General features: G+C 59.4%; 17 protein-coding genes. 7 read left to right on the forward strand and 10 right to left on the reverse strand.

The features are described from left to right. The 3 genes from PMI34_RS08465 to yjiA all read left to right on the forward strand — a co-directional run. A partial coding sequence (locus PMI34_RS08465; protein ID WP_008052034.1) for a carbon starvation CstA family protein occupies positions 1-1,067 on the forward strand: 1,067 nt, incomplete at its 5' end. Between the two features lie 15 nt (positions 1,068-1,082). Beyond that, positions 1,083-1,280 (forward strand): YbdD/YjiX family protein, encoded by a 198-nt coding sequence (locus PMI34_RS08460; protein ID WP_008052036.1) that lies wholly within the window; start codon positions 1,083-1,085, stop codon positions 1,278-1,280. 162 nt (positions 1,281-1,442) lie between these two features. Next, positions 1,443-2,414, forward strand: coding sequence for a GTPase (gene yjiA, locus PMI34_RS08455; RefSeq protein WP_008052037.1), 972 nt, complete (start codon positions 1,443-1,445; stop codon positions 2,412-2,414). Positions 2,415-2,537: 123 nt separating this feature from the next. Here yjiA and PMI34_RS08450 read toward each other — a convergent pair whose 3' ends face one another. From PMI34_RS08450 to PMI34_RS08425, 6 genes are all read right to left on the reverse strand, one after another. Next, positions 2,538-3,212: a GntR family transcriptional regulator gene (locus PMI34_RS08450; RefSeq protein ID WP_008052038.1), complete on the reverse strand. Its 675-nt coding sequence runs from the start codon at positions 3,210-3,212 to the stop codon at positions 2,538-2,540. Positions 3,213-3,237: 25 nt separating this feature from the next. After that, positions 3,238-3,942, reverse strand: coding sequence for a FadR/GntR family transcriptional regulator (locus PMI34_RS08445; RefSeq protein WP_008052039.1), 705 nt, complete (start codon positions 3,940-3,942; stop codon positions 3,238-3,240). A gap of 69 nt (positions 3,943-4,011) precedes the next feature. After that, on the reverse strand, positions 4,012-5,325 hold the full coding sequence (locus tag PMI34_RS08440; protein ID WP_008052040.1) for a C4-dicarboxylate transporter DctA: 1,314 nt from the start codon (positions 5,323-5,325) through the stop codon (positions 4,012-4,014). A 316-nt stretch (positions 5,326-5,641) separates the two neighbouring features. After that, entirely contained in the window at positions 5,642-6,199 is a 558-nt protein-coding gene (locus tag PMI34_RS08435) for a hypothetical protein (protein ID WP_238538794.1), read from the reverse strand. Positions 6,200-6,445: 246 nt separating this feature from the next. Then, on the reverse strand, positions 6,446-7,699 hold the full coding sequence (gene glyA / locus PMI34_RS08430) for a serine hydroxymethyltransferase (RefSeq protein WP_008052043.1): 1,254 nt from the start codon (positions 7,697-7,699) through the stop codon (positions 6,446-6,448). A gap of 223 nt (positions 7,700-7,922) precedes the next feature. Beyond that, entirely contained in the window at positions 7,923-11,771 is a 3,849-nt protein-coding gene (locus PMI34_RS08425; RefSeq protein ID WP_008052044.1) for a sensor domain-containing protein, read from the reverse strand. Positions 11,772-12,326: 555 nt separating this feature from the next. On the opposite strand from PMI34_RS08425, the gene ettA reads away from it, so the two are divergent. Beyond that, complete coding sequence (gene ettA, locus PMI34_RS08420) at positions 12,327-13,991, forward strand: energy-dependent translational throttle protein EttA (RefSeq protein WP_008052045.1); 1,665 nt, start codon at positions 12,327-12,329, stop codon at positions 13,989-13,991. 368 nt (positions 13,992-14,359) lie between these two features. After that, positions 14,360-15,697, forward strand: a complete 1,338-nt coding sequence (gene gdhA, locus PMI34_RS08415; protein ID WP_008052046.1) for an NADP-specific glutamate dehydrogenase — start codon at positions 14,360-14,362, stop codon at positions 15,695-15,697. On the opposite strand, the gene PMI34_RS08410 is transcribed toward gdhA, so the two are convergent. The 3 genes from PMI34_RS08410 to PMI34_RS08395 all read right to left on the reverse strand — a co-directional run bounded on the left by PMI34_RS08410 (position 15,694) and on the right by PMI34_RS08395 (position 19,076). Beyond that, positions 15,694-16,188 carry a GreA/GreB family elongation factor gene (locus tag PMI34_RS08410; protein WP_008052047.1) on the reverse strand — a complete coding sequence of 165 codons (495 nt, stop codon included), beginning with the start codon at positions 16,186-16,188 and terminating at the stop codon, positions 15,694-15,696. The genes gdhA and PMI34_RS08410 overlap by 4 nt on opposite strands. A 322-nt stretch (positions 16,189-16,510) precedes the next feature. Continuing rightward, complete coding sequence (locus PMI34_RS08400) at positions 16,511-18,364, reverse strand: Lnb N-terminal periplasmic domain-containing protein (protein ID WP_008052052.1); 1,854 nt, start codon at positions 18,362-18,364, stop codon at positions 16,511-16,513. A gap of 223 nt (positions 18,365-18,587) precedes the next feature. After that, positions 18,588-19,076 (reverse strand): DUF3015 domain-containing protein, encoded by a 489-nt coding sequence (locus PMI34_RS08395; RefSeq protein WP_008052053.1) that lies wholly within the window; start codon positions 19,074-19,076, stop codon positions 18,588-18,590. A gap of 279 nt (positions 19,077-19,355) precedes the next feature. Here PMI34_RS08395 and PMI34_RS08390 point away from each other — a divergent pair, with 279 nt between their 5' ends. Further along, on the forward strand, positions 19,356-21,794 hold the full coding sequence (locus PMI34_RS08390; RefSeq protein ID WP_008052054.1) for a Lon protease family protein: 2,439 nt from the start codon (positions 19,356-19,358) through the stop codon (positions 21,792-21,794). 240 nt (positions 21,795-22,034) lie between these two features. After that, positions 22,035-22,376: a PA4575 family protein gene (locus tag PMI34_RS08385; protein ID WP_008052055.1), complete on the forward strand. Its 342-nt coding sequence runs from the start codon at positions 22,035-22,037 to the stop codon at positions 22,374-22,376. A 6-nt stretch (positions 22,377-22,382) separates the two neighbouring features. On the opposite strand, the gene PMI34_RS08380 is transcribed toward PMI34_RS08385, so the two are convergent. Then, on the reverse strand, positions 22,383-24,209 hold the full coding sequence (locus PMI34_RS08380; RefSeq protein ID WP_008052056.1) for a hypothetical protein: 1,827 nt from the start codon (positions 24,207-24,209) through the stop codon (positions 22,383-22,385). Between the last annotated feature and the right edge of the window lie 151 nt (positions 24,210-24,360).

Genomic DNA, 24,360 nt, shown 5'->3' on the forward strand with positions numbered 1-24,360 from the left:
TCACCATTGCCTGTGGCGCGGTATCGGGTTTCCACGCGCTGATCTCCTCCGGGACCACGCCGAAGCTGCTGGATAACGAAACCAACGCCCGCTACATCGGTTACGGCGGCATGCTGATGGAATCCTTCGTGGCGATCATGGCCATGGTTGCCGCTTCGGTGATCGAGCCTGGCGTGTACTTCGCCATGAACAGCCCGGCGGCCGTGGTCGGCGGTGATGTGGTGGCCGTTGCGACAGCCGTCAGCAACTGGGGCTTTGCCATTACCCCGGAAGCGCTGCAAGCGGTGGCCCACGACATTGGCGAAACCACCATCCTGGCCCGTGCCGGCGGCGCGCCAACCCTGGCGGTCGGTATCGCGCAGATCCTGCACAGTGTCCTGCCGGGTGAAAACACCATGGCGTTCTGGTACCACTTCGCGATCCTGTTCGAAGCGCTGTTCATCCTGACTGCGGTGGACGCCGGTACCCGTGCCGGTCGTTTCATGCTGCAGGACTTGCTCGGCTCTTTCGTGCCGGCGCTCAAACGTACCGAATCCTGGACCGCCAACCTGATTGCCACCGCCGGTTGTGTGGCGATGTGGGGCTGGTTGCTGTACCAGGGCGTGATCGATCCGTTGGGGGGCATCAACACCCTGTGGCCGTTGTTCGGTATCTCCAACCAGATGCTGGCCGGTATCGCCCTGATGCTCGGCACCGTGGTGCTGATCAAGATGAAACGCCAGCGTTATGTCTGGGTCACCATGTTGCCGGCGGTGTGGCTGTTGATCTGCACCACGACAGCGGGCTTCATCAAGCTGTTCGACGCCAACCCGGCGATCGGCTTCCTGTCGCTGGCCAAGAAATACAGCGATGCCCTGGCCAACGGCCAGATCCTCGCCCCGGCCAAGGACATCACCCAGATGCAGCACGTGATCTTCAACGCCTACACCAACGCAACGCTGACCGCGCTGTTCCTGTTCGTGGTGTTCAGCATCCTGTTCTATGCGCTCAAGGTTGGTATTGCCGCCTGGGGTAAAAAAGAGCGTACGGATAAAGAGTCGCCATTCCAGGCGCTGCCGGATGCGTAACCAGAGGATTGCAGCATGTTCAATGACTTGAGTCGCCTCGGTAAATACCTCGGTCAGGCCGCGCGCCTGATGGTCGGCATGCCCGACTACGACAACTATGTCGAGCATATGCAGAGCAAGCACCCGGACAAACCGGTGATGAGCTATGAGATGTTCTTTCGCGAGCGTCAGGAAGCCCGTTACGGTGGCAAGGGTGGGCCGAAGTGCTGTTGATCCGGTTGTCGGATTAACAGCAATACCTGTGGGAGCGGGCTTGCTCGCGAAAGCGGTGTGTCATTCAACATTCATGTCGACTGACACGACCCCTTCGCGAGCAAGCCCGCTCCCACATTTGTTTTGTGTTGTTTTTTCACTGTGTGAAAAAGGAGATCCAGTTTGTCCTCTCCCATCCCGGTCACGATCCTCAGCGGCTTCCTCGGCGCCGGCAAGACCACCCTGTTGCGTCACCTGCTCAAGGCCGAGCACGGCCTGAAAATCGCCGTGATCGAGAACGAATTCAGCAATGCCGGTATCGATACCCAGCTGTTGGGCGATGAGCCGGTACAAGTAATGACACTGTCCAACGGCTGCGTCTGCTGCACCATCCACACGGACCTGACCAAAGCGCTTTATCTGTTGCTCGAGCGTCTGGACCGGGGCGACATCGCCTTCGACCGCCTGGTGATCGAATGCACCGGCCTGGCCGATCCGGCACCGGTGGCACAAACCTTTTTCATCGACGAAGAGTTGCGTGAGCGCTATATCCTCGACGGCATCATCACGCTGGTCGACGCGGCACATGCCGACTTGCACCTGGCCCAGACCATCGCCCAGGCGCAGGTCGGATTCGCCGACCGCTTGCTGGTGAGCAAGCGTGATCTGGTGGACGAGGCGACCTTCACTGCGCTGAGCGAGCGTCTGACCCGCATCAACCGGCGTGCGCCGATTCGTGTGGTTGACCACGGCAAGATCGACCTGGCCGAGTTGCTCGATGTGCGCGGCTTCAACCTCAATGCCGATCTCGGCGGCGGCGTGACTTTGCGCCCGGTCAGCCAGGTTCCGTCCATCGACCGTATTTCAAGCCTGGTGCTGCGCACTGAAAAACCGCTGGATATCGACAAGCTCAGCGAGTTCATGAACGAGTTGCTGGAGGAGCATGGCAAGCAGTTGCTGCGCTACAAAGGCGTGTTGAACATCCTCGGCGAATCCCGTCGCATGGTGTTTCAGGGTGTGCTCAAGCTTTATGGTTTCGACTGGGATACCGAGTGGGGGGAAGACGACGTGCGCGAAAGCGTGATCGTGTTCATTGCCGATGACTTGCCGGAAGAAAAGATTCGCGAGGGGTTTGCGCGGGTGGCTGCGGTCTGAGGTTTTTATGGCGTCTTTGAGGACGCCATCGCGGGCAAGCCCGGCTCTCACAGGTTTCTGGTTGAACACAATGTCTGTGCTCATCCTCGAACACTGTGGGAGCGGGCTTGCCCGCGATGCAATCTAGCCGGCAACACAATGTTCACGGGTTGTATTGAGCAGTGTCTGTTCCAGGTAATCCAGATGCCGGTTGAGCGCGACTTGCGCCGTCGCGGCATCGCCTCGCTCCAGCGCATCCAGAATCGCCATGTGCTCCACACAATAATCCTTCTGCTGCAGATCAAACTGCGCAATCGCCAATGAAGTCAGCGGTACCAGGCTCTCAAGAAAATGCGCTAATGGTGCATTCCCCGCCATTTGTGCCAGCTGCAGGTGAAACTCTCCCGACAAACGAATCGCCCGGCCACGTTCGGTGCATTGACGCTCGTTGTCGACCAGTGTCCGCAGGCGCTTCAAGTCTTGTGCGCATGGACGTTGACAGGCCAGCCGCACCAGCATGATCTCGGCCAGACGCCGGGCATGCAGTGTTTGCCGGGTCTGCTCGACATCAAGTTCGGCGACGCGGGGACGATGATTGACGCGAAGGATGATGATCTGCTGATGGGACAGCCGCGTCAGCACATCACGGATGTCGCTGCGCCTTGCCCCGAACATCTGCGCCAGGCTTTCTTCGGTAAAGCGACTGGCCGAATGGATGCGCTGTTCGAAAATGGCGTCCAGGACCCGCGAATACAGATCATCCACCGACGGGCGGACGGGCAGGGTAGCGAGCGTTTGTGGTGAAGCGTAGCTGTTCATGGCCAATCTCCAGTTCGAAGAGGTTTCAACTGCCGAGGTTGTCTTCCGGAATGTTCAGTTCGATGCCTATGCGTTGGCCTTCGCGCAAAATGTGCCGACGCATTTCGACGCTGGCCTGGGCGCTGTTCTTGCTGCGGATCGCCCGCACCACGGCTTCGTTTTCTTCAAGGCGTTCGGCCAGATGCTCCGGGGAGTTGCGCAACACTTCGGCGCTTTGCTTGAGGGCATTGCTGGTTTGCTGGACCACGCTCTGGAAGATCGGGTTCGACGTCAGCGTGAACAGCTCTTCGTGGAACGCGATATAGGCGCTTACGCCGGCTTCACTGTCATTGGCCTCCAGGGCTTCGCGCATGTCCATCAGGGTCAGGCGCAGTTGCCCGACTTCCTTGCTGCTGATGGACTGCGCAACGAGACCGACGATGAATGGCTCCAGGGTGTAGCGCAGTTGCAGCACGTCTTCCAGGCTCGCTGCGGCCACTGCGCTGTCGTGGGACTGGCCATCGCTGAGACTGGCCTCGAGCACGACGACGCCTTTGCCCGGCATCGAACGCACCAGGCCAAGGGTTTCCAGGACGATGACCGCCTCACGCAGGCTTGGGCGGCTGATACCCAGCTGTTCGGCCAGCTCGCGTTGCCCCGGCAGCATTTCGCCGGAGCGCCACTGACCACGGGCCAAAGCGGCCCGAAGTTTTTCCACGACTGAAGTTACAACGGTCGACGAGGTAATCACTGTTCGCTCCATGAGCATCTAAAAGGGGTGAAGGTGTGCCGGCCAAGACGAGGCGGGCACACCGTTGATTCAGAATTCCTGCTGATGCGCCGGTGCGACCGGTTTTCTCGGCTGGAAGGTATAACCCGCCTGGCCCGAAAGTACCTTGTTCGCCCGCTGCACATCGATGTCCTTTTCCCACCGCGCGATGGCGACGGTCGCCACACAGTTGCCGATCAGGTTGGTCAGCGCCCGGCCGATGCCCATGAACCAGTCCACGGCCAGCACCAGCACCAGACCCACTACCGGAATGGCCGGGATGGCTGTCAGGGTGGCCGCCAGAATTACCAGCGCCGAGCCCGGAATACCGTGGGCCCCCTTGGAGGTGATCAACGATACCAACAGAATCGTCAGCAGGTCGGTCATTGCCAGCGGCGTGCCGGTGGCATTGGCGATGAACACGATGGCCAAGGTCAGATAGATCGAGAAACCGTCGAGATTGAACGAGTAACCTGTTGGAATCACCAGCCCGACCGTCGAACTGCCGATGCCCAGATGCTCAAGCTTGCGCATGATTTGCGGCAGCACGGCGTCGGACGAAGCGGTGCCCATGACAATCAGCAGTTCTTCTCGCAGGTATTTGAGCAACGGCCACATCTTCAGGCCGGAGAGGCGCATCACCAGACCGAGAATCAGAGCTACGAAGGCAACGCAGGTCAGGTAGAACAGGCCGACCAGGCTGCCCAGGTGTTGCAGCGAGTCCAGGCCATATTTGCTGGTGGTGAAGGCGATCGCACCGAATACACCGATCGGCGCCAGGCGCACGATCATGCCCATGATGCGGAAGATCACGTGGCTGAGTTCATTGATCAGCCGCGAAATACCCGATGCCGCCTCGCCCACCAGATTCAGCGCACTGCCGAACAGCACAGAGAACAACAGGACTTGCAGGATATTGTTATCGGCAAAGGCACCGATCACCGACGTCGGAATCAGGTCCATCAGGAACTGTGTGGTGGTGTGCATGTGCTGGCTGCGCTGGGCAATATCGCCCATGTCGGCTGCGGAAAGCTGCTCCAGGTGAATGTTCGCGCCGCTGCCGATGCCGGTGCTGAAGGCGAACACCAGACCGATCACCAGGGCGATGGTGGTCAGGATTTCAAAGTAGATCACTGATTTGAGGCCGATACGGCCGACCTTCTTCAGGTCGCCGGCACCGCTGATGCCGCTGACCACTACGCAAAACACAATCAAGCCAATGAGCATTTTGATCAGCTTGATAAAACCGTCACCGAGCGGTTTGAGCTGAGCGGAGTATTCGGGAAGGGTCAGCCCGCAGACGATGCCGAGCACCAGTCCGAGAACCACTTGGAGGAAGATTGAACGCGAGCACCATCTGAGCATGGGAGGAATCCTGGTCGGTGTCCTGGCTGCCGTGTGCGGGGCACATCAGATTCAGGACTTAATTATTGTGGTCTTACCGGTATGTCCAGTGCGGGTGCAGTTTAGGCGCTGATTTTGGTGGGTCGCAAGCGAAATTTACAAAATTGGCATGACCGGTCTTACCAGTGGAGCGGAATACCCGGTCTTGAGCGGTGTGGGAAAAATCGGATGCCGATTTTTTGAGAATATGGGTGAGGCTGCCCCGGGAGGCAGCCTGCGGGCGACATTATGTAAGCCGCATTTGATGGTGTTTGTTCAAACGTTATTGTGGGTAAAGTCAGGTTCGAGGTGCTTTTCTTTCAAGGATAGTCAGGATGAAAGTAATTTTTGAGCGCTCTTCAGTTTTTCCAAGATAAACATAGGGTGAGCCTTTTACTTTAAGTCCTCCCATGTAATGTTTGTCTTCGAATTTTAGCGAGATTGGTGAGTGAGTCGCCGGTAAATTATCCAGTGTGACCGCTGCGTCTTGATGGTTGAGAAGTGTAAAGGCTGTCGCTTCGCCAGTGTCTGAATTCATGGCGTCAAAGGTATTAAGCCAGTTCTCGCTGATGACCCGATTATAATAATTACCCTTGTTTTTTATTGTAAGTATGTAGCCATCAGCGGTATGCAGAAAGTGCAGTTTCAAGCTTTTCACTTCACTGATCTGCTCGTTGGGACGTATTCCGAGCAGGTGGGAGTGGTCCTGAGTTTGCGGTTTGCCGGTGTAAAAGCCTCCGCTGAACAGTCTGATGGTGGCCATCGCCGGTTTGCCGTGGAGCAGTTCAAGAACATTCACTTTATGGTCAAACATTCGCAGTATTGCGATGAAAGATTTTTCAATATTGCCATTCATGATGTAACCCATTCGTTATTGGTTGATGATTGAAACGGGTTTTAGAATAAGCAGTTTTTGTTAGTTGAGGGTGTCGTGTATGTTGCAAGGGTTTAAGTTTGCAAGTGGCAGGGTGTGTTTTTTTGTCTGGGTGTTGTTGTGTTGTTAGTTGGTTGTCTTGCGGGTATGAGTCGCTAATTAAACTCCAGGCAATAAAAAACCGGCCATCTCTGGCCGGTTTTCATTACTGCGGTTTAGCGGGGCTGATTAAGCGCCGTACACCGGCAGCTTCTTGCAGATGGCCTTGACCTTCTCACGAACGGCGTCGATCACCGCTTCGTTGGTCAGGTCAGCCAGGATGTCGCAGATCCAGCCGGCCAGTTCCTTGCATTCTGCTTCCTTGAAGCCACGAGTGGTCACAGCCGGGGTGCCGAAGCGCAGGCCGGAGGTGACGAACGGGGAGCGTGGATCGTTTGGCACGGAGTTCTTGTTTACGGTGATGAACGCTTTGCCCAGAGCGGCATCGGCGTCTTTACCGGAGATTTCCTGCTTGATCAGCGACAACAGGAACAGGTGGTTCTGAGTGCCACCGGAAACCACGTCGAAACCGCGCTCGATGAACACGCTGGCCATGGCCTGGGCGTTCTTCACCACTTGTTGCTGGTAAGCCTTGAACTCAGGCTGCAGCGCTTCCTTGAAGCAAATCGCCTTGGCCGCGATCACGTGCTCCAGCGGGCCGCCTTGGGCACCCGGGAATACGGCGGAGTTCAGCTTCTTCTCGATGTCGGCGTTGGCGCGAGCCAGGATCAGGCCGCCACGTGGACCACGCAGGGTCTTGTGGGTGGTGGTGGTCACGACGTCAGCGAATGGAACCGGGTTCGGGTAGACGCCGGCGGCAACCAGGCCGGCCACGTGGGCCATGTCGACGAACAGGTAGGCACCTACTTTGTCGGCGATTGCACGGAAGCGCGGGAAGTCGAGGATCTGCGAGTAGGCAGAGAAACCGGCCACGATCATTTTCGGCTTGTGCTCAACGGCCAGACGCTCGACTTCGTCGTAGTCGATCAGGCCGTTGGCGTCGATGCCGTACTGGATGGCGTTGTACAGCTTGCCCGAAGACGAAACGCTGGCACCGTGGGTCAGGTGACCGCCGTGGGCCAGGCTCATGCCCAGGATGGTGTCGCCGGCCGACAGCAGGGCCAGGTAAACGGCGCTGTTGGCTTGCGAGCCGGCGTGCGGCTGAACGTTGGCGTAGTCGGCGCCGAACAACTCTTTGGCGCGGTCGATAGCCAGCTGCTCGACGATGTCTACGTACTCGCAACCACCGTAGTAGCGCTTGCCCGGGTAGCCTTCGGCGTACTTGTTGGTCAGTACCGAGCCTTGGGCTTCCATCACAGCAGGGCTGGTGTAGTTTTCCGAAGCGATCAGCTCAATGTGCTCTTCCTGGCGCTGAGCTTCTTGCTCCATGGCGGCAAAGAGATCGGCGTCGTACTTGGCAATAGTCAAATCACGGCTGAACATGGCGGTCCTCAAGGATCGGGGGCGGAAAAGGGGGGCATTCTAACCCAATGGGTTTTAGATGGCATATGAAACGGCATCATGTCGCAGACAAGTGGGCTTCATGAGCGGGTATGCGGTGCCTGGGCGGGCCCCTTCGCGGGCAAGCCCGCTCCCACAGGGGAACGCATTCCAAATGTGGGAGCGGGCTTGCCCGCGAAGGGGCCGCCCGCATCACTGCAAGGCTTCAGTCAAACATGAACAGCGCATCATTGCTGAACTGCCCTTCAAACCGCCCCGCCGGCATCGGCCGACCGAACAGATAACCCTGTACCTCGTCACAGCCATGCTCCCTCAGGAAGTCCAACTGCTCTTGGGTTTCCACGCCCTCGGCGATCACCGCCAGGTTCAGGCTGTGGGCCATGGCAATGATTGCCCGGGCAATTTGTGCGTCCTGCTCACCGCTGGGCAGGCCATCGACGAAGGTGCGGTCAATCTTCAGAACGTCGATCGGGAACTGCTTGAGGTAGTTGAGAGATGAATAACCGGTACCGAAATCGTCGACTGCAATGCTCAGGCCGAGGTTTTTCAGTCCGGCGAGAATCTGCATCGCCTCGCTGACTTCGCGCATCAGGATACTTTCGGTCAGCTCCAGTTCCAGGCACGCCGGCGGCAGGCCGGTTTCCTTGAGGATGGTAGCGATTCGCGTACCGAGCTGGCCGTCGGAGAACTGTCGCGCCGAGATGTTCACCGACACCTTCGGCACCCGTACCCTGGCCTGATGCCAGGCCTTGAGCTGACGGCAGGCTTCGCTGATCACCCAGTCGCCGACATCCACCACCAGCCCGAGCTCTTCGAGCACCGGAATGAAATCCCCCGGCGGCACCAGCCCGCGGCGTGGATGACGCCAGCGCAACAGCGCCTCGGCACCGGTCAGGCGCTTGCCGTCGCCGCTGAACTGCGGCTGGTAATACAGCACGAATTCGTTCTGTTCCAGGGCATGGCGCAAGTCGCTTTCCAGCTCCAGGCGTTCCAGCGCACTGGCGTTCATGTCCGCCTGATAGAACTGGAAGTTGTTCTTGCCACGCTCCTTGGCGTGGTACATCGCGGTGTCGGCATTCTTCATCAACTGGCTGAGTTCGTTGCCGTCCTGCGGACTCAGGGCGATGCCGATACTGGCCGTGACGAAGAACTCGCGGCCTTCGAGCACGAAGGGTTTCACCAGGCTGGCGAGAATCTGTTCGGCCACATGGATCGCCCGGTTCAGGGCGATTTCACGGTTGGCTCGCGGTTGCAGGAGCAAGGTGAATTCGTCACCGCCCATGCGTGCCACCGTGTCGTCATCGTCGACGCAACCGAGCAGGCGCGTGGCCATTTCCTTGAGCATGCGGTCGCCGGCGGCGTGGCCCAGGGAGTCGTTGATCGGCTTGAAACGGTCGAGGTCGAGGAACATCAGCACCACCCACGACTTCTGCCGTTCAGCCGATTGCAGTGCCGTGTGCAGGCGATCCTGGAACAGCGAACGGTTGGGCAGGTGGGTCAGGGCGTCGTAGTAGGCGAGGCGGTGAATCCGCTGCTCGCTGGCCTTGCGCTCGCTGATGTCGCTGAAGAAACACACATAGCTGGCCAAGTCGCCTTCGTCGTCGAGTACGGCGGTGATCCCGACCCAGGCCGGGTAATGTTCGCCATTACGGCGCTTGAGCCAGACTTCGCCCTCCCAGGTGCTGTGCTGGCCCAATTGCTTGAGCACGTAACGCAGATGGGCTTCCTGCTGGTCGTCGACGGTCAGCATGTTCGGCAGCTGGTCGAGGACCTGCTCCACGGCGTAACCACTGACACGACTGAAAGCTTCGTTGGCCTGGACGATGTAGCCGGCCGGGTCGGTGATCAGGATCGCCGAGGTCGAGTGTTCGAATACCGTGGCGGCCATGCGCAGGTCTTTTTCGGCCCGGCGTTGCTGGCTGATGTCGCGGCCGACGCCAAGCACGCCTTCGAACGTGCCGTGTTCGTCCCAGACCAACACCAGACGCAGTTCGATCGGGATCTTGCGCCCGTCGGCCCGCAGGCAATCGAACAGGAACAGTTGGGTTTGTACCTGGCTGCGCAACAGCGCCAGTTGGTCCGGTTGATCCAGCGCTTTGCTGACCCGGTCCATCAGGTGGTAGATGCCGGTCAGTTGTTGCGGGTTGGCGATGGTCGATTGCCAGCCGTTCTGGAAAATCCACTCGGCGTCGTAACCCAGCACCGCTTGCACCGAAGGGCTGACGTAATTGAGGTTAAGGCGGCTGTCGGTGGAGAAGATCACGTCGCTGATGCTTTCGGCGAGCATCCGGTAGCGCTGCTCACTGTCGCGCAGGGATTCGCTGGCTTCGATCTGGTCGGTGATGTCCTTGGCCACGCCGATGATCCGCGTGACCTGGTCGTTCTTGTCCCGGGCCAGTGCCTGCTCGCGAATCTCGAAGCGTCGCCACTGGCCGTCCCGATGGCGGAAGCGCAACTGGCACTGCATCAACTGGCGATAACCGGCCTGGCGCTGGATCTGGCGGGAGCGATGGTAGTAGTCGGCGTCTTCGGGATGCAGGAGGATTTCCCAGAAGTATTCGCCCATCTGGTGCAGTTCGGTGCGGTTGTAACCCAGGGTCTGGCCCAGGTGATGGTTGCTGTAGATCATGCGCTGGCTGATCACATCCTGCACATACAGGTGATCTGGCACGGTGCGCACCACGTCCGACCAGAACCCTTCGCGCTCCTGCAGCGACAACTCGATGAGCTTGCGGCTGGTGATGTCAGTGATGCTCAGGATCACTGCCTTATAGTCGTCCGGAGTTTGCGGCAGGCGCAGCACCAGCCACAGGTGCTGGTCGCGACCGCTGGCGTCCTGCAGCTTGATTTCCAGCTCGAGCTGTTGCTGCTGGTTGAGCATTGCTTCGAGCACCTGGTCGCCGATGGCGGTGCCGTCCTGTGGTTTGCCGTCGATCAGCAGTTTCCAGGCTTTGTCGGCGCTATCGACATTCAGCAGTTGCAGCGCAACCTGGTTGACCTCGGTGATCCGCAGCTCCTTGAGCAATGGCCGGCGTTGCTCCGGGATCGCCAGCCACGCTTGCAGTTGCTCACTGCCCTGCAGTTGCGCCTTGTCGAAAAAGACCTTGAGCCCGGACATGTCGAGGACGCACAAGGCCACGCCTGTGCCTTCGAAAATGTCCTGGTAGCGCCGGCGGCCTTCATTCAACTGGCGCTGACGCCGGCGCATGTTCAGCAAGGCGAGGAACGGCAGCATGGAAAACGCCAGGCCCAGCAGGCATTTGCCGATGAACGCCGGCAACAGCCCTTCCAGCACGCGCTGACGGTCGAACAAGCCGCGCAGTTGCCAATCGCTGCTGCTCAGCGGGACGGTCAGCACGCTGTTGGCGACATCGTCTTCGGTCAGCGTGCCAGGATTGATCGAGGGCAGCGCTTCGTCGCGGCTGATGATCTGATGATTGATGCGGTTTTCCACCAGCCACAGCGGGCGGCCGTCGGCCTCGCTTTGTTTGGCCAGGGACGAAAAGAAGGTGGGGGTCAGGCGCAGGACCCAATAGCCTCGGGAACTGCCGCTGGCCTGATGCAACAATAAATGCACCACGGAACCGTCGGTGGCGTTGCTGAAGTAGTGCGCCTGGGCGTGGCTGCGGCGTACCAGTTCACCCAGGTAGTCGCTGTCATCGCTGTCGGGAGCGCTGTCACTGATGACTCTTCCCGAGGGGCTGAGCAACGCCAGGCTGCGCAGGTCTGGCAGCGACTGTTGCAGCTTGCGCAACAGGGCCTGCAATTCATCGGCGCCCTGGGGTTGCTCGACGATCGGTAACAGGTTGAGGGCGATCTGCGCGTTGAGCGCCATGTTCAGGCTGACCTGCGCGGCCAGATCGGCGGTGTAGTCGATGGTGTACTGGCGCTGGTTCTTCTGGGTTTCACGCAACTGGTCGAGCAACTGCCAGAACAGCAGGGCCAGCAGCAATAATACGAGTGTCGCCAAGGTGCCCTTCAACGTCCCGCGCAGGGGGGAGCCGGGCGCTGTGGCCGGCGCGCTGGAAGTCAGAGGCGGAGGGACAATGGACAAGCTGTAATCCTGCGGTTTGGCTGGACTGGCGCGACGTGCACTATAAGCCGGACGCCCGAAGGGCGGCTAGCATGCCTTGAGTTGTGGCGAAGTGCCAGCCCCTGTCCGTCGGCTGGACTGCCACTGGTCAATCAGGTAGCTTTGCCGGTTACGCGGGAGCGTTTCAGCTCCGGGGGGCGTTCTCAATTAGTTTCCGCACCGCGCCGGGTCTGCTGTTGTGCAGGGCAAGGCGCGAGAAGCGTGGTTTGGTCATTCCAAATAAGCTTCGAGCAACGCAGCCCTGCACAACAGCAGACCCGGCCCTTCAGGTTGTGCCTTAAAGCGGGCCAGGCTGCGTTGCAGGCCTTGGAAAGGGAACGACCATTTCCAGCGGCCTGCGCCTTGCCTGGCCCGCTTTAAGGCGACAACGCGGCGTGGAAACTAATTGAGAACGCCCCCATAATCAGACTTTTTCAGCGCGCACGTATTGATAGCCTCAAGCGAGCGACGCGCACGGTCTGGCCGGGCATCCGCCTGCGCACCAATCATTCATCAGTCACTGACCCTAGGTTCTCCATGGCTCAATACGTATTCACCATGCATCGGCTGGGCAAAGTTGTTCCGCCGAAGCGGGAAATCCTGAAAAACATTTCTCTGTCGTTCTTCCCCGGCGCCAAGATCGGCGTACTCGGCCTCAACGGTTCGGGTAAGTCCACGCTGCTGAAAATCATGGCCGGCGTCGACACCGAGTTTGAGGGCGAAGCCCGTCCGATGCCGGAGCTGAACATCGGCTACCTGCCGCAAGAGCCACAACTGGATCCGACCAAGACCGTGCGTGAAGTGGTCGAGGAAGCGGTCAGCGTGATCAAGGACGCCCAGGCGCGCCTGGACGAGGTCTACGCGGCCTACGCCGATCCGGATGCCGACTTCGACAAGCTGGCGGCTGAACAGGCCAAGCTCGAAGCCATCCTGCAAGCCAGCGACGGCCACAACCTGGAGCGTCAACTGGAAGTCGCCGCCGATGCGCTGCGTCTGCCGGCCTGGGATGCCAGGGTCGAAGTTCTGTCCGGTGGTGAAAAGCGTCGTGTGGCCCTGTGCCGCCTGCTGCTGTCCGCACCGGACATGCTGCTGCTCGACGAACCGACCAACCACCTGGACGCCGACTCCGTTGCGTGGCTTGAGCACTTCCTGCACGACTTCCCGGGCACCGTGGTCGCGATCACGCACGACCGTTACTTCCTGGACAACGTTGCTGGCTGGATCCTGGAACTCGACCGCGGCGCGGGTATTCCTTACGAGGGCAACTATTCGGGTTGGCTGGAAGCCAAGTCCGATCGTCTGGCTGCCGAATCCAAGCAGCAGTCGGCCCACGAAAAAGCCATGAAGGAAGAACTGGAGTGGGTGCGCAAAGGCGCCAAGGCCCGCCAGTCGAAATCCAAGGCTCGTCTGCAACGCTTCGAAGAAATGCAGTCGCAGGAATTCCAGAAACGCAGCGAAACCAACGAGATCTACATCCCGGCCGGTCCGCGCCTGGGCGACAAGGTCATCGAATTCAAGAACGTCACCAAGGGCTATGGCGACCGCGTGCTGATCGACAACCTGTCGTTCTCCATGCCTAAAGGCGCCATCGTCGGCGTGATCGGCGGTAACGGTGCCGGTAAATCGACTCTGTTCCGCATGCTGATGGGCAAGGAAACGCCGGACTCTGGCAGCATCGAAGTCGGTGAAACCGTGCAGCTGGCTTGCGTCGACCAGAGCCGCGAAGACCTGGACGGCAGCAAGACCGTGTTCCAGCAGATTTCCGACGGTTCCGACCAGATCCGCATCGGCAACTACGAGATCCCGTCGCGTACCTACGTCGGTCGCTTCAACTTCAAGGGCGGCGATCAGCAGAAGTTCGTCAAGGACCTGTCCGGTGGTGAGCGCGGTCGCTTGCACCTGGCCCTGACCCTGAAGGAGGGCGGCAACGTCCTGCTGCTCGACGAACCGTCCAACGACCTCGACGTCGAAACCCTGCGTTCCCTGGAAGAAGCCCTGCTGGACTTCCCGGGCGCCGCCATTGTGATCTCCCACGACCGGTGGTTCCTTGACCGCGTCGCGACTCACATCCTGGCGTACGAAGACGACTCGCAAGCGGTGTTCTTCGAAGGCAACTACACCGAGTACGAAGCCGACCGTAGAAAGCGCCTCGGCGAAGCGGCTGCCCAGCCGCACCGTGTACGCCACAAGAAACTGGCCTGATTTCGGGTTGGTTGCATAAAGAGCGGAGCCTTCGGGCTCCGTTTTTTTGCGCGTTTTTTCAGGGATACCGAGGTGGATTCATCGCTGGCAAGCCAGCTCCCACAGGGTTTGGGTAATGCCCAAAATGTGTGCGGCTACAAAACTTGTGGGAGCTGGCTTGCCAGCGATGACGATGTAACTGTTGGTGCAAGACTTGAGTTGCTCTCCCCATTCAGGTGCATGAATGACCTGGAAAACAGGGTGAATTTATATCATGTGCACCATTTAATTTCATTAATGCGACATTTTGCTCTGTTCTTGTGCGCGAATCGTTTGTTACAGTCCGGCTCAATCTCTTCCAACGACAATAAATTTGCCGAGACTTTTCCATGATCGAATCCGTCGAATCCTTCCTTGCGCGCCTGAAAAAACGCGACCCGGATCAACCCGAATTCCACCAGGCTGTCGAAGAAGTCCTGCGTACCCTGTGGCCGTTTCTTGAAGCCAATCCGCATTACCTGACCTCCGGCATCCTGGAGCGCATCTGCGAGCCGGAGCGGGCGGTGGTGTTTCGCGTGTCGTGGGTTGACGATCAGGGCAAGGTCCAGGTCAATCGTGGATTCCGCATCCAGATGAACAGCGCGATCGGCCCGTACAAGGGTGGCCTGCGTTTCCACCCGTCGGTGAACATGGGCGTCCTGAAATTCCTCGCCTTCGAACAGACCTTCAAAAACTCGCTGACTTCATTGCCCATGGGCGGCGGCAAGGGCGGTTCTGACTTTGATCCGAAAGGCAAAAGTGACGCGGAAGTCATGCGCTTCTGCCAGGCCTTCATGAGCGAGCTGTACCGCCACATCGGTGCCGACGTTGACGTGCCGGCCGGGGACATCGGTGTCGGCGCGCGGGAAATCGGCTTCCTGTTCGGTCAGTACAAGCGCCTGAGCAACCAGTTCACCAGCGTGCTGACCGGCAAAGGTCCAAGCTACGGCGGCAGCCTGATTCGCCCGGAAGCCACCGGTTTCGGTTGCGTGTACTTCGCCGAAGAAATGCTCAAGCGTCGCGGCCTGGCCGTGGAAGGTAAACGTGTAGCGATCTCCGGCTCCGGCAACGTCGCGCAATACGCGGCGCGCAAGGTCATGGACCTGGGCGGCAAAGTGATTTCGCTGTCTGACTCCGAAGGCACGCTGTATTGCGAAAGTGGTTTGACCGAGGAGCAATGGCTGGCGGTGCTGGAACTGAAAAACGTACAGCGCGGGCGCATCCGTGAACTGGCCGGCCGTTTTGGCCTGGAGTTCCGCGCCGGTGAGCTGCCGTGGAGCCTGAGCTGCGACATCGCGCTGCCGTGCGCGACGCAAAACGAACTGGATGCCGAAGCTGCTCGCACCTTGCTGCGCAACGGTTGCATCTGCGTGGCTGAGGGCGCGAACATGCCAACCACCCTGGAGGCGGTGGATCTGTTCATCGAGGCGGACATTCTGTTTGCACCGGGCAAGGCATCCAACGCCGGTGGCGTGGCGGTGAGCGGGCTGGAGATGTCGCAGAACGCCATGCGCCTGGCGTGGACCGGTGGCGAAGTGGACAGCAAACTGCACGCGATCATGCAGTCGATCCACCACGCTTGCGTGCATTACGGTGAGGAGAACGGCCGGGTCAACTACGTCAAGGGCGCGAACATCGCCGGCTTCGTTAAAGTCGCCGATGCCATGCTCGCCCAAGGCGTTGTCTAAGCCGGCTCGATACGGATCACCTCAATCACTTGATCACCGGCAGGGCGCTGCCACAGCACTTCATCGTTGAGTCGCGCACCGAGCAGTGCCCTTCCCAGCGGTGAACCCCAATTGATCAGGCCGTGGGCGGCATCGGCCTGATCTTCGCCCACCAGTTGTACCCGGCGTTCGGTGGCGTGTTCATCGGCGTAGGTCACCCAACTGCCGATCTGCACTTTCTCTCTCGAAGTCGCGGCGGGTACCACTTGAGCGCTGCCCAGGCGCTGCTTGAAGTAACGCAAATCACGCTCGAGATCCGCCAGGCGCTGCTTGTCTGCCTGCTCGCCTTTTGCCGATTGTTCGGCGTGCAGGGTTTGCAGTTCGGCGACTTTTCCCTGCAACAGGTCCAGGCCTTGCGGCGTGACGTAATTGGGCTGCGCGCTGACCTGCCGTTCGACAGGCTGATCGGCTTGCGCGGCGGCGTTATCTTCATTGACGAAGGCACGGCTCATGGAATTCTCCCGATATAGGGTTTTGGCCATGGTCGCAGGCATTTGGTTTCACCGGATGTCTGAAAGCGACTTATGGCGAGTGATAGGCCCGGGCGGCGGTCTGATCCTTCTGCTGCTGCCAGGCTTTGTCCCGTTCCTCCAGATGACTGTTGCGGTCGCATACCGCCCCATCTCACTCTCCCAGGCCGATACGCGGCTGATAAGGAAAGTCTAGAAGTGGATGCGTCGGGTGTTTGTGAAAGCTGTATATGCTTTTTGTCGAACGCCACGTACCCCCTGTGGGAGCAAGCCCGCTCCCACAGGGATTTGCGGTGCGTTCGGATCAGTAGTGATACCACTTCAGCTCAAGCATCACTTCGTTCTCGGCCGTCGCCAAATGGCTGAACTCACGCTCGGCGCTCAAGCGCAGTCCGAGATTGCGGGATATTTCCCACTGCTGGTTCAGGCTCAGGCTACGGCGCACCTCGCCATTGGTGAAGAAATCACCCTTGGCTTCCAGGCTCAGATTGCCCAGAGGGTTTTTCCACAGCACACCCGTGTTGAAGCCGGCGGCCGGTGCGATGAACGCGGCAAAGTCGTTGTTGTGCTCGATACGCACGGTGCCCAAGGCAAAGCCGAGCATGTCATCGCCCAGTTGCCAGGTGCCACCACCACCGCCGTTGACGTGGCTGACCAGGGTCTGGTCATCGTGCTTGCCCGGTACTCGCTCCAGACCGCCGGTGACTTGCCATGACAGCGGTTGCAGCAATTCGTTACGCGGGGTCAGGGAGCGAATGGTGGCCAGGTCCAGTTGCTGCATTTGCCAGTCATTGCCTTCGTACTGGCGCAGTTTCAACTGCAGGATTTCAATCTGCGCGCCAAGGGGAAAGCTTGCGTTGTTGTCATTGAGGTCGTGATAAGCCATGCGCAAGCCGTACTCGCCAAAGGCTTTATCTCCACGAGTGCCCAGGCCGAGTTGCCAGGTACGGGACTCGTGACCGTCCTCAGGCAGGCCCGGTTGCGGGATATCCAGCTCCGGCGCCGGGTTCTGGTTGATTGCCCGCAATAGCTCGAAGCTGCGTTGGGCGCGCGCCGGGTCGCGTTCCTGGCCGTTGGCGCGGTAACGCTCCAGACGATAGGCCGCATCGATGATCAGCGCCTGGCGTTCACGGGGTTGTGTCTTGAACGCCGGGTCCTGCAATTGTTTCTGATCGGCGCTGACTTTCAGCACCCATTGCTGCTCTTCAGGGTTCAACGGCGCGGCGCGGCTGAGCAACTCGCGCTCCCGGGACGGACGATATTGAATGGACTCCACCAGCCCGGCATTTTTCACGGCTTTGACGGTGTCGGTCGGGATGGCCGTAAGCGGGAACTGTTCGGTCAGGCGCAGGCCAGGGCGGGCCACTTGCAGCAGTTCCAGCAAGCGGTACGAGCAGTTTTCGTCGAAGAAGAAGTAGTCGAACTTGATCTGCTTCAGCTCCCAGACGTGCTCGACCATGCGCGCGGTTTCCTGTTGGGTCAGGTTCAGGCGGTACTCCCACAGGTCGCGGTTTTCCAGGCTTCGGTATTCCGAGAGCTTTTCCTGATAGGGCACCATCGCGAACAGGCCGGGATAGCCGCCCATCAGGCCTTTCCAGGCATAGATGATGCTGTTGTCGGAGCCCTCGATGTAGGCGCCGAAGTTGATCGCGTAACTGAGCAGCGAAGTCTTGTCGCTCTTCACTTCGGCCTGGTCGATGCGCAACAGGGTATGGCCGAACATCGAGGACGGGCTGTTCAGGTAAGCCGCCGGGAAGATCATCACCGCGCTGTCGGGCGAGACGTCCTTGAACCATTGCTTGAACCCGGCGCAATCGAGCGTCGGCAGGCCGGCCAGGCCGAGTTGTTCTTTCAGCCAGCGGGTGCGCGCCGGGTAGACGCATTGAGCGTGTGTTTCACCGGCACTGGCCGGGGCGTACAGGGCTTGTACAGTCGCCGCCAGTTCATGGTCAGGATGTTCATTGCCGTCAGCGGCGAGAAAAAACTTCCTGTCGCTGACATAGCTGCGCCAGCCGCCGAGCTTGGCGGTTTCGTAATGGCCCAGGGATATCCAGAAAGGGTCGTTGGCCAGTTGCTGCAAACGTTGTGGGTCGATGTGAGGCGCGGCGGACAGCGGGGCGCAGACATACAGCGCCAGCCAGGCAAGGCGTTTGAACATAGATGGCAACTTAAACAGGAAAAAAACCAGGACCAGCGCAATTGATGTCCTTCACCTGTAGGAGCTGTCGAGTGAAACGAGGCTGCGATCTTTTGATCTTTTAAAAACAAAGATCGCAGCCTCGTTTCACTCGACAGCTCCTACAGATGGTTGGCATTACCCGAAAAGGGGGCAGGTCCAAAAAACAAAACCCGCTTCCCGAAAGAAGCGGGGCGGGTCGAGCTTAAGCCTGAGTCGCGTATTTGGCCAGACGAGGGTCGGCTTTGAGTACGGCCAGGGTATTGGTATGCACGTCTTCTGCGGTCACGTCAGCCTTGCTGAAGATCTGCTGGAAGTGCTCGTGAGTGACGGCGGCGAAGTGCGCACGGTCTTCCGGTGCCACGCCCAGTACCACGGCATAGGTGGTCAGCGCTTCGCCTTGGCCCTTGGCCATGTCTTCGGACAGTTCGTTCATCATGCCATTCATGGCAAACCAGGATTTGCCGCCATAGGTCAGCGCCGAATTGGTTGCGCAACCGTTGGTACCGGAGGTCATGCCGAAGGTCGCGTTGCCGGAAGTGCCGTTGGTGGTGGATGCCAGGAAGTGAGCCGGAGTACCACGCTGGCCTTCGAACAGCATGTTGCCCCAACCGCAATCCGGGCCGCCTGGCGCTTGCGCCATGGCATTGATGGATACAGCGGTGAAGAGAGTACCAAGAAGAATCCGTTTCATAGCTTTGTTCTCTTTATGTGCATACCAATTGACAAGGAGTTCTGGCCCGTTCCGGTGCCAGTGGGCCGGGCATTAGTCCAGCCGCGCAGTTTGGAGTTTAGGCACGATCGCGGGGTTTCGTGATTTTTTGCAAAACATTCATGGGGAACGGCGGCGCAAGCCCGGCCCGCTTGGGGTTGGCCGATTGACGATGCTCAGGTCTGCGGCGCTCCTTGCCAGTCGGGCATGGGCAGCGCCAGAATGCTGCCATCTGCCCCGCCTGATTGTTAAGGAAGCCCGATGCCTGATCCTGTTGCTGCCAGCTTGCGTCTAGCGCCCGAAGCGCTGACCCGTCCGTTTTCCGCTGAACAGTTCAGCTTCTCTACCACCAATGATCTGGAGCCCTTTCGCGGTGTGCTTGGCCAGGAACGTGCGGTCGAAGCCTTGCAGTTCGGCGTGGCCATGCCACGCCCCGGTTACAACGTATTCGTCATGGGCGAGCCCGGCACTGGCCGGTTCTCGTTCGTCAAACGCTACCTCAAGGCCGAAGGCAAGCGCCTGCAGACCCCGGCGGACTGGGTCTACGTCAACAACTTCGATGAACCGCGCGAGCCGCGCGCACTGGAACTGCCTTCGGGCACCGCCGGGGCCTTCATCGGTGACATCAACGGCTTGATCGACAACCTGCTGGCCACGTTCCCGGCGGTTTTCGAGCATCCGTCCTACCAGCAGAAGAAAAGCGGCATCGACCGTGCCTTCAACCAGCGCTACGACAAGGCCCTGGACGTCATCGAGCGCCTGGCCCTGGAAAAGGACGTAGCGCTGTACCGCGACGCCAGCAATATCGCCTTCACTCCGATGGGCGACGGCAAGGCCTTGGACGAAGCTGAATTCGCCCAGTTGCCGGAAGCCGAGCGCGATCGCTTTCACGAAGATATTTCGGCATTGGAGGAGCGTCTGAACGAAGAGCTCGCCAGCCTGCCGCAATGGAAGCGCGAGTCGAGCAACCAGCTGCGTCATCTGAACGAAGAAACCATCACCCTGGCCTTGCAGCCATTGTTGTCGCCATTGTCGGAGAAGTACGCCGAGAACGCGGCGGTATGCGGTTATCTGCAAGCCATGCAGGTGTACTTGCTCAAGACCGTGGTCGAGCAGCTGGTGGACGACAGCAAGACCGACGCAGTCGCCCGTAAGTTGCTGGAAGAACAGTACGCGCCGAGCCTGGTGGTCGGGCACTCGGCCAGCGGTGGTGCGCCGGTGGTGTTCGAGCCGCACCCGACCTACGAAAACCTTTTCGGGCGCATCGAATACAGCACTGATCAGGGCGCGCTGTACACCACCTATCGCCAACTGCGGCCGGGTGCCTTGCATCGGGCCAACGGCGGTTTCCTGATCCTTGAAGCGGACAAAATGCTCAGCGAGCCGTTCGTGTGGGACGCGCTGAAACGCGCCCTGCAATCGCGCAAGCTGAAAATGGAATCGCCACTGGGTGAGCTGGGCCGTCTGGCCACCGTGACCCTGACGCCGCAACACATTCCGTTGCAGGTCAAGGTCGTCATCATCGGTGCCCGTCAGCTGTATTACACACTGCAGGACCTCGATCCGGACTTCCAGGAGATGTTCCGCGTCCTGGTGGATTTCGACGAAGACATCCCGATGGTCGACGAGAGCCTGGAGCAGTTCGCCCAGTTGCTCAAGACCCGTACTTCCGAAGAAGGCATGGCACCGCTGACCGCCGATGCGGTGGCACGCCTGGCGACCTACAGTGCGCGTCTGGCCGAGCATCAGGGGCGCTTGTCGGCGCGTATCGGTGATTTGTTCCAGCTGGTCAGCGAGGCGGATTTCATCCGTCACCTGGCTGGCGATGAAATGACCGACGCCGGGCACATCGAGCGCGCGCTCAAGGCCAAGGCCACGCGGACCGGGCGGGTGTCGGCGCGGATTCTCGACGATATGCTGGCCGGGATCATACTGATCGACACCGATGGCGCGGCGGTCGGCAAGTGCAACGGCCTGACCGTGCTGGAAGTCGGCGATTCGGCTTTCGGTGTGCCGGCGCGGATTTCCGCCACGGTGTACCCGGGTGGCAGCGGTATCGTCGACATCGAACGCGAGGTCAACCTCGGCCAGCCAATCCACTCCAAAGGCGTGATGATCCTTACCGGTTATCTGGGCAGCCGTTACGCCCAGGAGTTTCCGCTGGCGATTTCCGCGAGCATCGCCCTGGAGCAATCCTACGGTTATGTCGATGGCGACAGTGCTTCCCTGGGCGAGGCCTGCACCCTGATCTCGGCCTTGTCGAAAACCCCGCTCAAGCAGTGCTTTGCCATCACAGGTTCGATCAACCAGTTCGGTGAAGTACAAGCGGTCGGCGGGGTCAACGAGAAGATCGAGGGCTTCTTCCGTCTGTGCGAAGCTCGCGGATTGACCGGTGAGCAGGGGGCAATCATCCCTCACGCCAACGTCGCCACGCTGATGCTCGACGAGAAGGTGCTGGCGGCGGTGCGTGCGGGGCAGTTCCATGTCTACGCGGTCCGTCAGGCCGACGAAGCCTTGAGCTTGCTGGTCGGAGAACCGGCCGGCGAGCCGGACGAGAATGGCGAGTTCCCTGAAGGCAGCGTGAATGCGCGGGTCGTGGAACGCTTGCGGGTTATCGCGGAAATGATCAGTGAAGATGATCTGAAAGAAGCCGAGAAGGAGTTGGCGCAGGAGGCTTTGGCGGAAACCAAGCCGGCGTGATGCAGTAACCCATGTGGGAGCGGGCTTGCTCGCTCCCACATTTGTTTGTGTGAATACCGGAGAGTGTCGTCGAAATGACGTCAATATTCACACTATGACCATTCGGCGCCTTTCGGTCTTGCCCCGGCCTGCAAGCCAGACTTTTCTTCTATTCTCTGCTCAAGGATATCGACAGTAATCACAGGATCGAAACAGCCTTCCCATGGGGGCTGAATACCGGATCTACCGAGGGTCGCCGCCATGTCGCGCAACCTCTGTCTCACCCGTCAATGCCTGGGCCTTGTGACCCGTATCGAATGTGCCATCCGTCCATTGGCGGGAGATACGGGCATGTGGACTCTGCTGTTCGCTGCCGGAATGGCTGGTGAACAACCTTCGGCCATCAAGGCCCAAGGCCCGTTTCACGGTCCGTTCGTCGCTGAATCAATCCTCGACACCATCGTTGAAAGCCTGACCTTGCACGGCTACGAGTTGGCTGACGATCCGCAAATCTGGTGCCTGCACCTGCAAGCCCAACTGCGGGAAATCAACGGTGGTCGCTGCCGGAACATGGGCGGCTTCGAGTTTCACCCCGAGCACTGAGTGGCACTATTGATCAAGGCTTGTCATGTCGGCCTTGTCGAGTTTGACTTCGAAACCATATTGCACGGTGGCGAGGTCAGTGCGCTGATAGGTTTCCAGGCGCGTAGGCTGCCCGTAGAAGTAATGCACGGCAAACTGCGCCGGACCCTGTGCGCTCGCGCCATGGTTGACCGATAGAATCTCCTTCAAGTAATTGCCGCTGTCGTCCTTGGCGAAAAAGCGCCAGTCCTGGGCGGGAAATGCCTTCAGGTCCACCACCAATGCATTGTCTTTTAGCCCGAGGCCCTTGGGCAGTTGACGGGCATCGACGGATTGTTTGTCGAGCGTGGCCAGGAACAGCGGCATCGAGCCCACCGCATAGGCCGGGGTTTGCGGAAACAGATTCAGATCGTAAGTGATGGTGCCGCGCAGAGGATCGATCTGGTACGCCTCTGACGGCAGTTCGATCGGTTCGTCGCGTTTGCCAAGAGTGTCTTCGGTAAAGAAGCTCACCGGACTTTCACCGGGGTTGAACGATGTGCCGAGCAGTTCATCGTTGAAGGTGCGCAGGTGAGTGAATTCGATTCGCGCAGCACTGGGGTCGTCGACCGACTGACTGATGCTGACATTCTTTTTCAGCTGATCCTCAGTCAGCGTTGCCCCTTTCAGCCAGCCCGCCGCCTGGTCGTCGTAGACCACCACCGACAGGTTCAAGGGCTGGATGGACTTGTCCGTGGTATTGGCATCGAAGCGCCGGATCGGCAGGTCGAGGTCCTTTCGGGTGACCGTGACGGCGGAAAAATCCAGCAGGCTGACTTCGAGTGTTTCGATCGTCCCGTTGAAGTACACCTTCGAATAATGCCGAGCCTGCTGTTTCTCAAAGTTGCGTTGTTCTTCGTCGAGCTGTTTTTCCAGGGCCTCGCTCCAGCTTTTTTGCTGCTGCATCTTGGCCAGTTGCTGCTGATAGAAGGCAATTTGAACCGAGGTTTCGTTGATTGAGCCGGCGCGTGCGATGAATTGCCCGGTGCTGTCCCTGGCCTGGACGATCAGCGGGTTGAGCGGCGTTTCACTGACTTCGGGGGCCGGCGCGCTGTTGTTGTATTCGATTTCCGCGTAGTTGTTCGTCAATGAGAGCAGGGTGACGCTCAGGTTGTCATTGGTGCGGGTCTGGCCTGCGTCGTTTTTCGTCAGGTCGAAGCTGTAGAGGCGGCGTGGCGCGATGACTTCGATCTTGCCTTGCAGGCTTACCGGTTGCGGTTGCTGCTTTCTGTCGATGTCGAGGCCTTCGATGAAGGGGTAGGCCACGGTCAGGTCATCGGGGTTGGTCAGGTTGGAGCTCGATGGGCTGAGCTGAATGCCCGGGTCGGTTTCCGACCATTCCGGCTGGAAGGGAATCACCCGTTTGTTGCTTAGTGTGACCGACTGCCATTCCAGGCCATGGGGAAACAAAAACGCGGCAGGAATGCTGAAGGTGAAGGGAAATACTGGTTGCAGATCGGTCAGGTAGTCGGAACCGGAGTCTTTTTGCAGCACGAACAACCCGTTGATGTAGGTGTCGACCAGGGCTTGCGGGCTCGGGTAGTGCTTGAGCATGGCGAGGGCGTCTTCGCCGTATTCGGTTTCCACCGGCTTGCTGTCGAGCTTGAGTTGCGCGCGCTCGAGCAACAGCAGCGAGCCGCCCAGCTCCGACACGGCATCCTTGAGTTTCGGATCCTGGATGGCGTCCAGCGATTTTTCGAACTGCGCGGTTTTTTCTTCGAGACTGACCTGACGTTTTTCGTCGCTGGGCGAGCAGCCGCTCAGTAGCAGCGCCATGCAAATTCCGGCACTCGTCAAAGGTAATCGCACATCCATTTCCCGTCTTCCTGTCCGACATCACTGAGCAGTCAATGATTTGGACACTAGCAGAAAAACTTTGATACACAGGCGCAGGTGGCGGATTTTTCGACGGTTTCTGGCAGCTTCTGGGTATGGACGGGCGGCTGGTATACTCGCCGCCATTTTC

The sequence above is a fragment of the Pseudomonas sp. GM74 genome, assembly GCF_000282455.1.
Lineage (GTDB): Bacteria > Pseudomonadota > Gammaproteobacteria > Pseudomonadales > Pseudomonadaceae > Aquipseudomonas.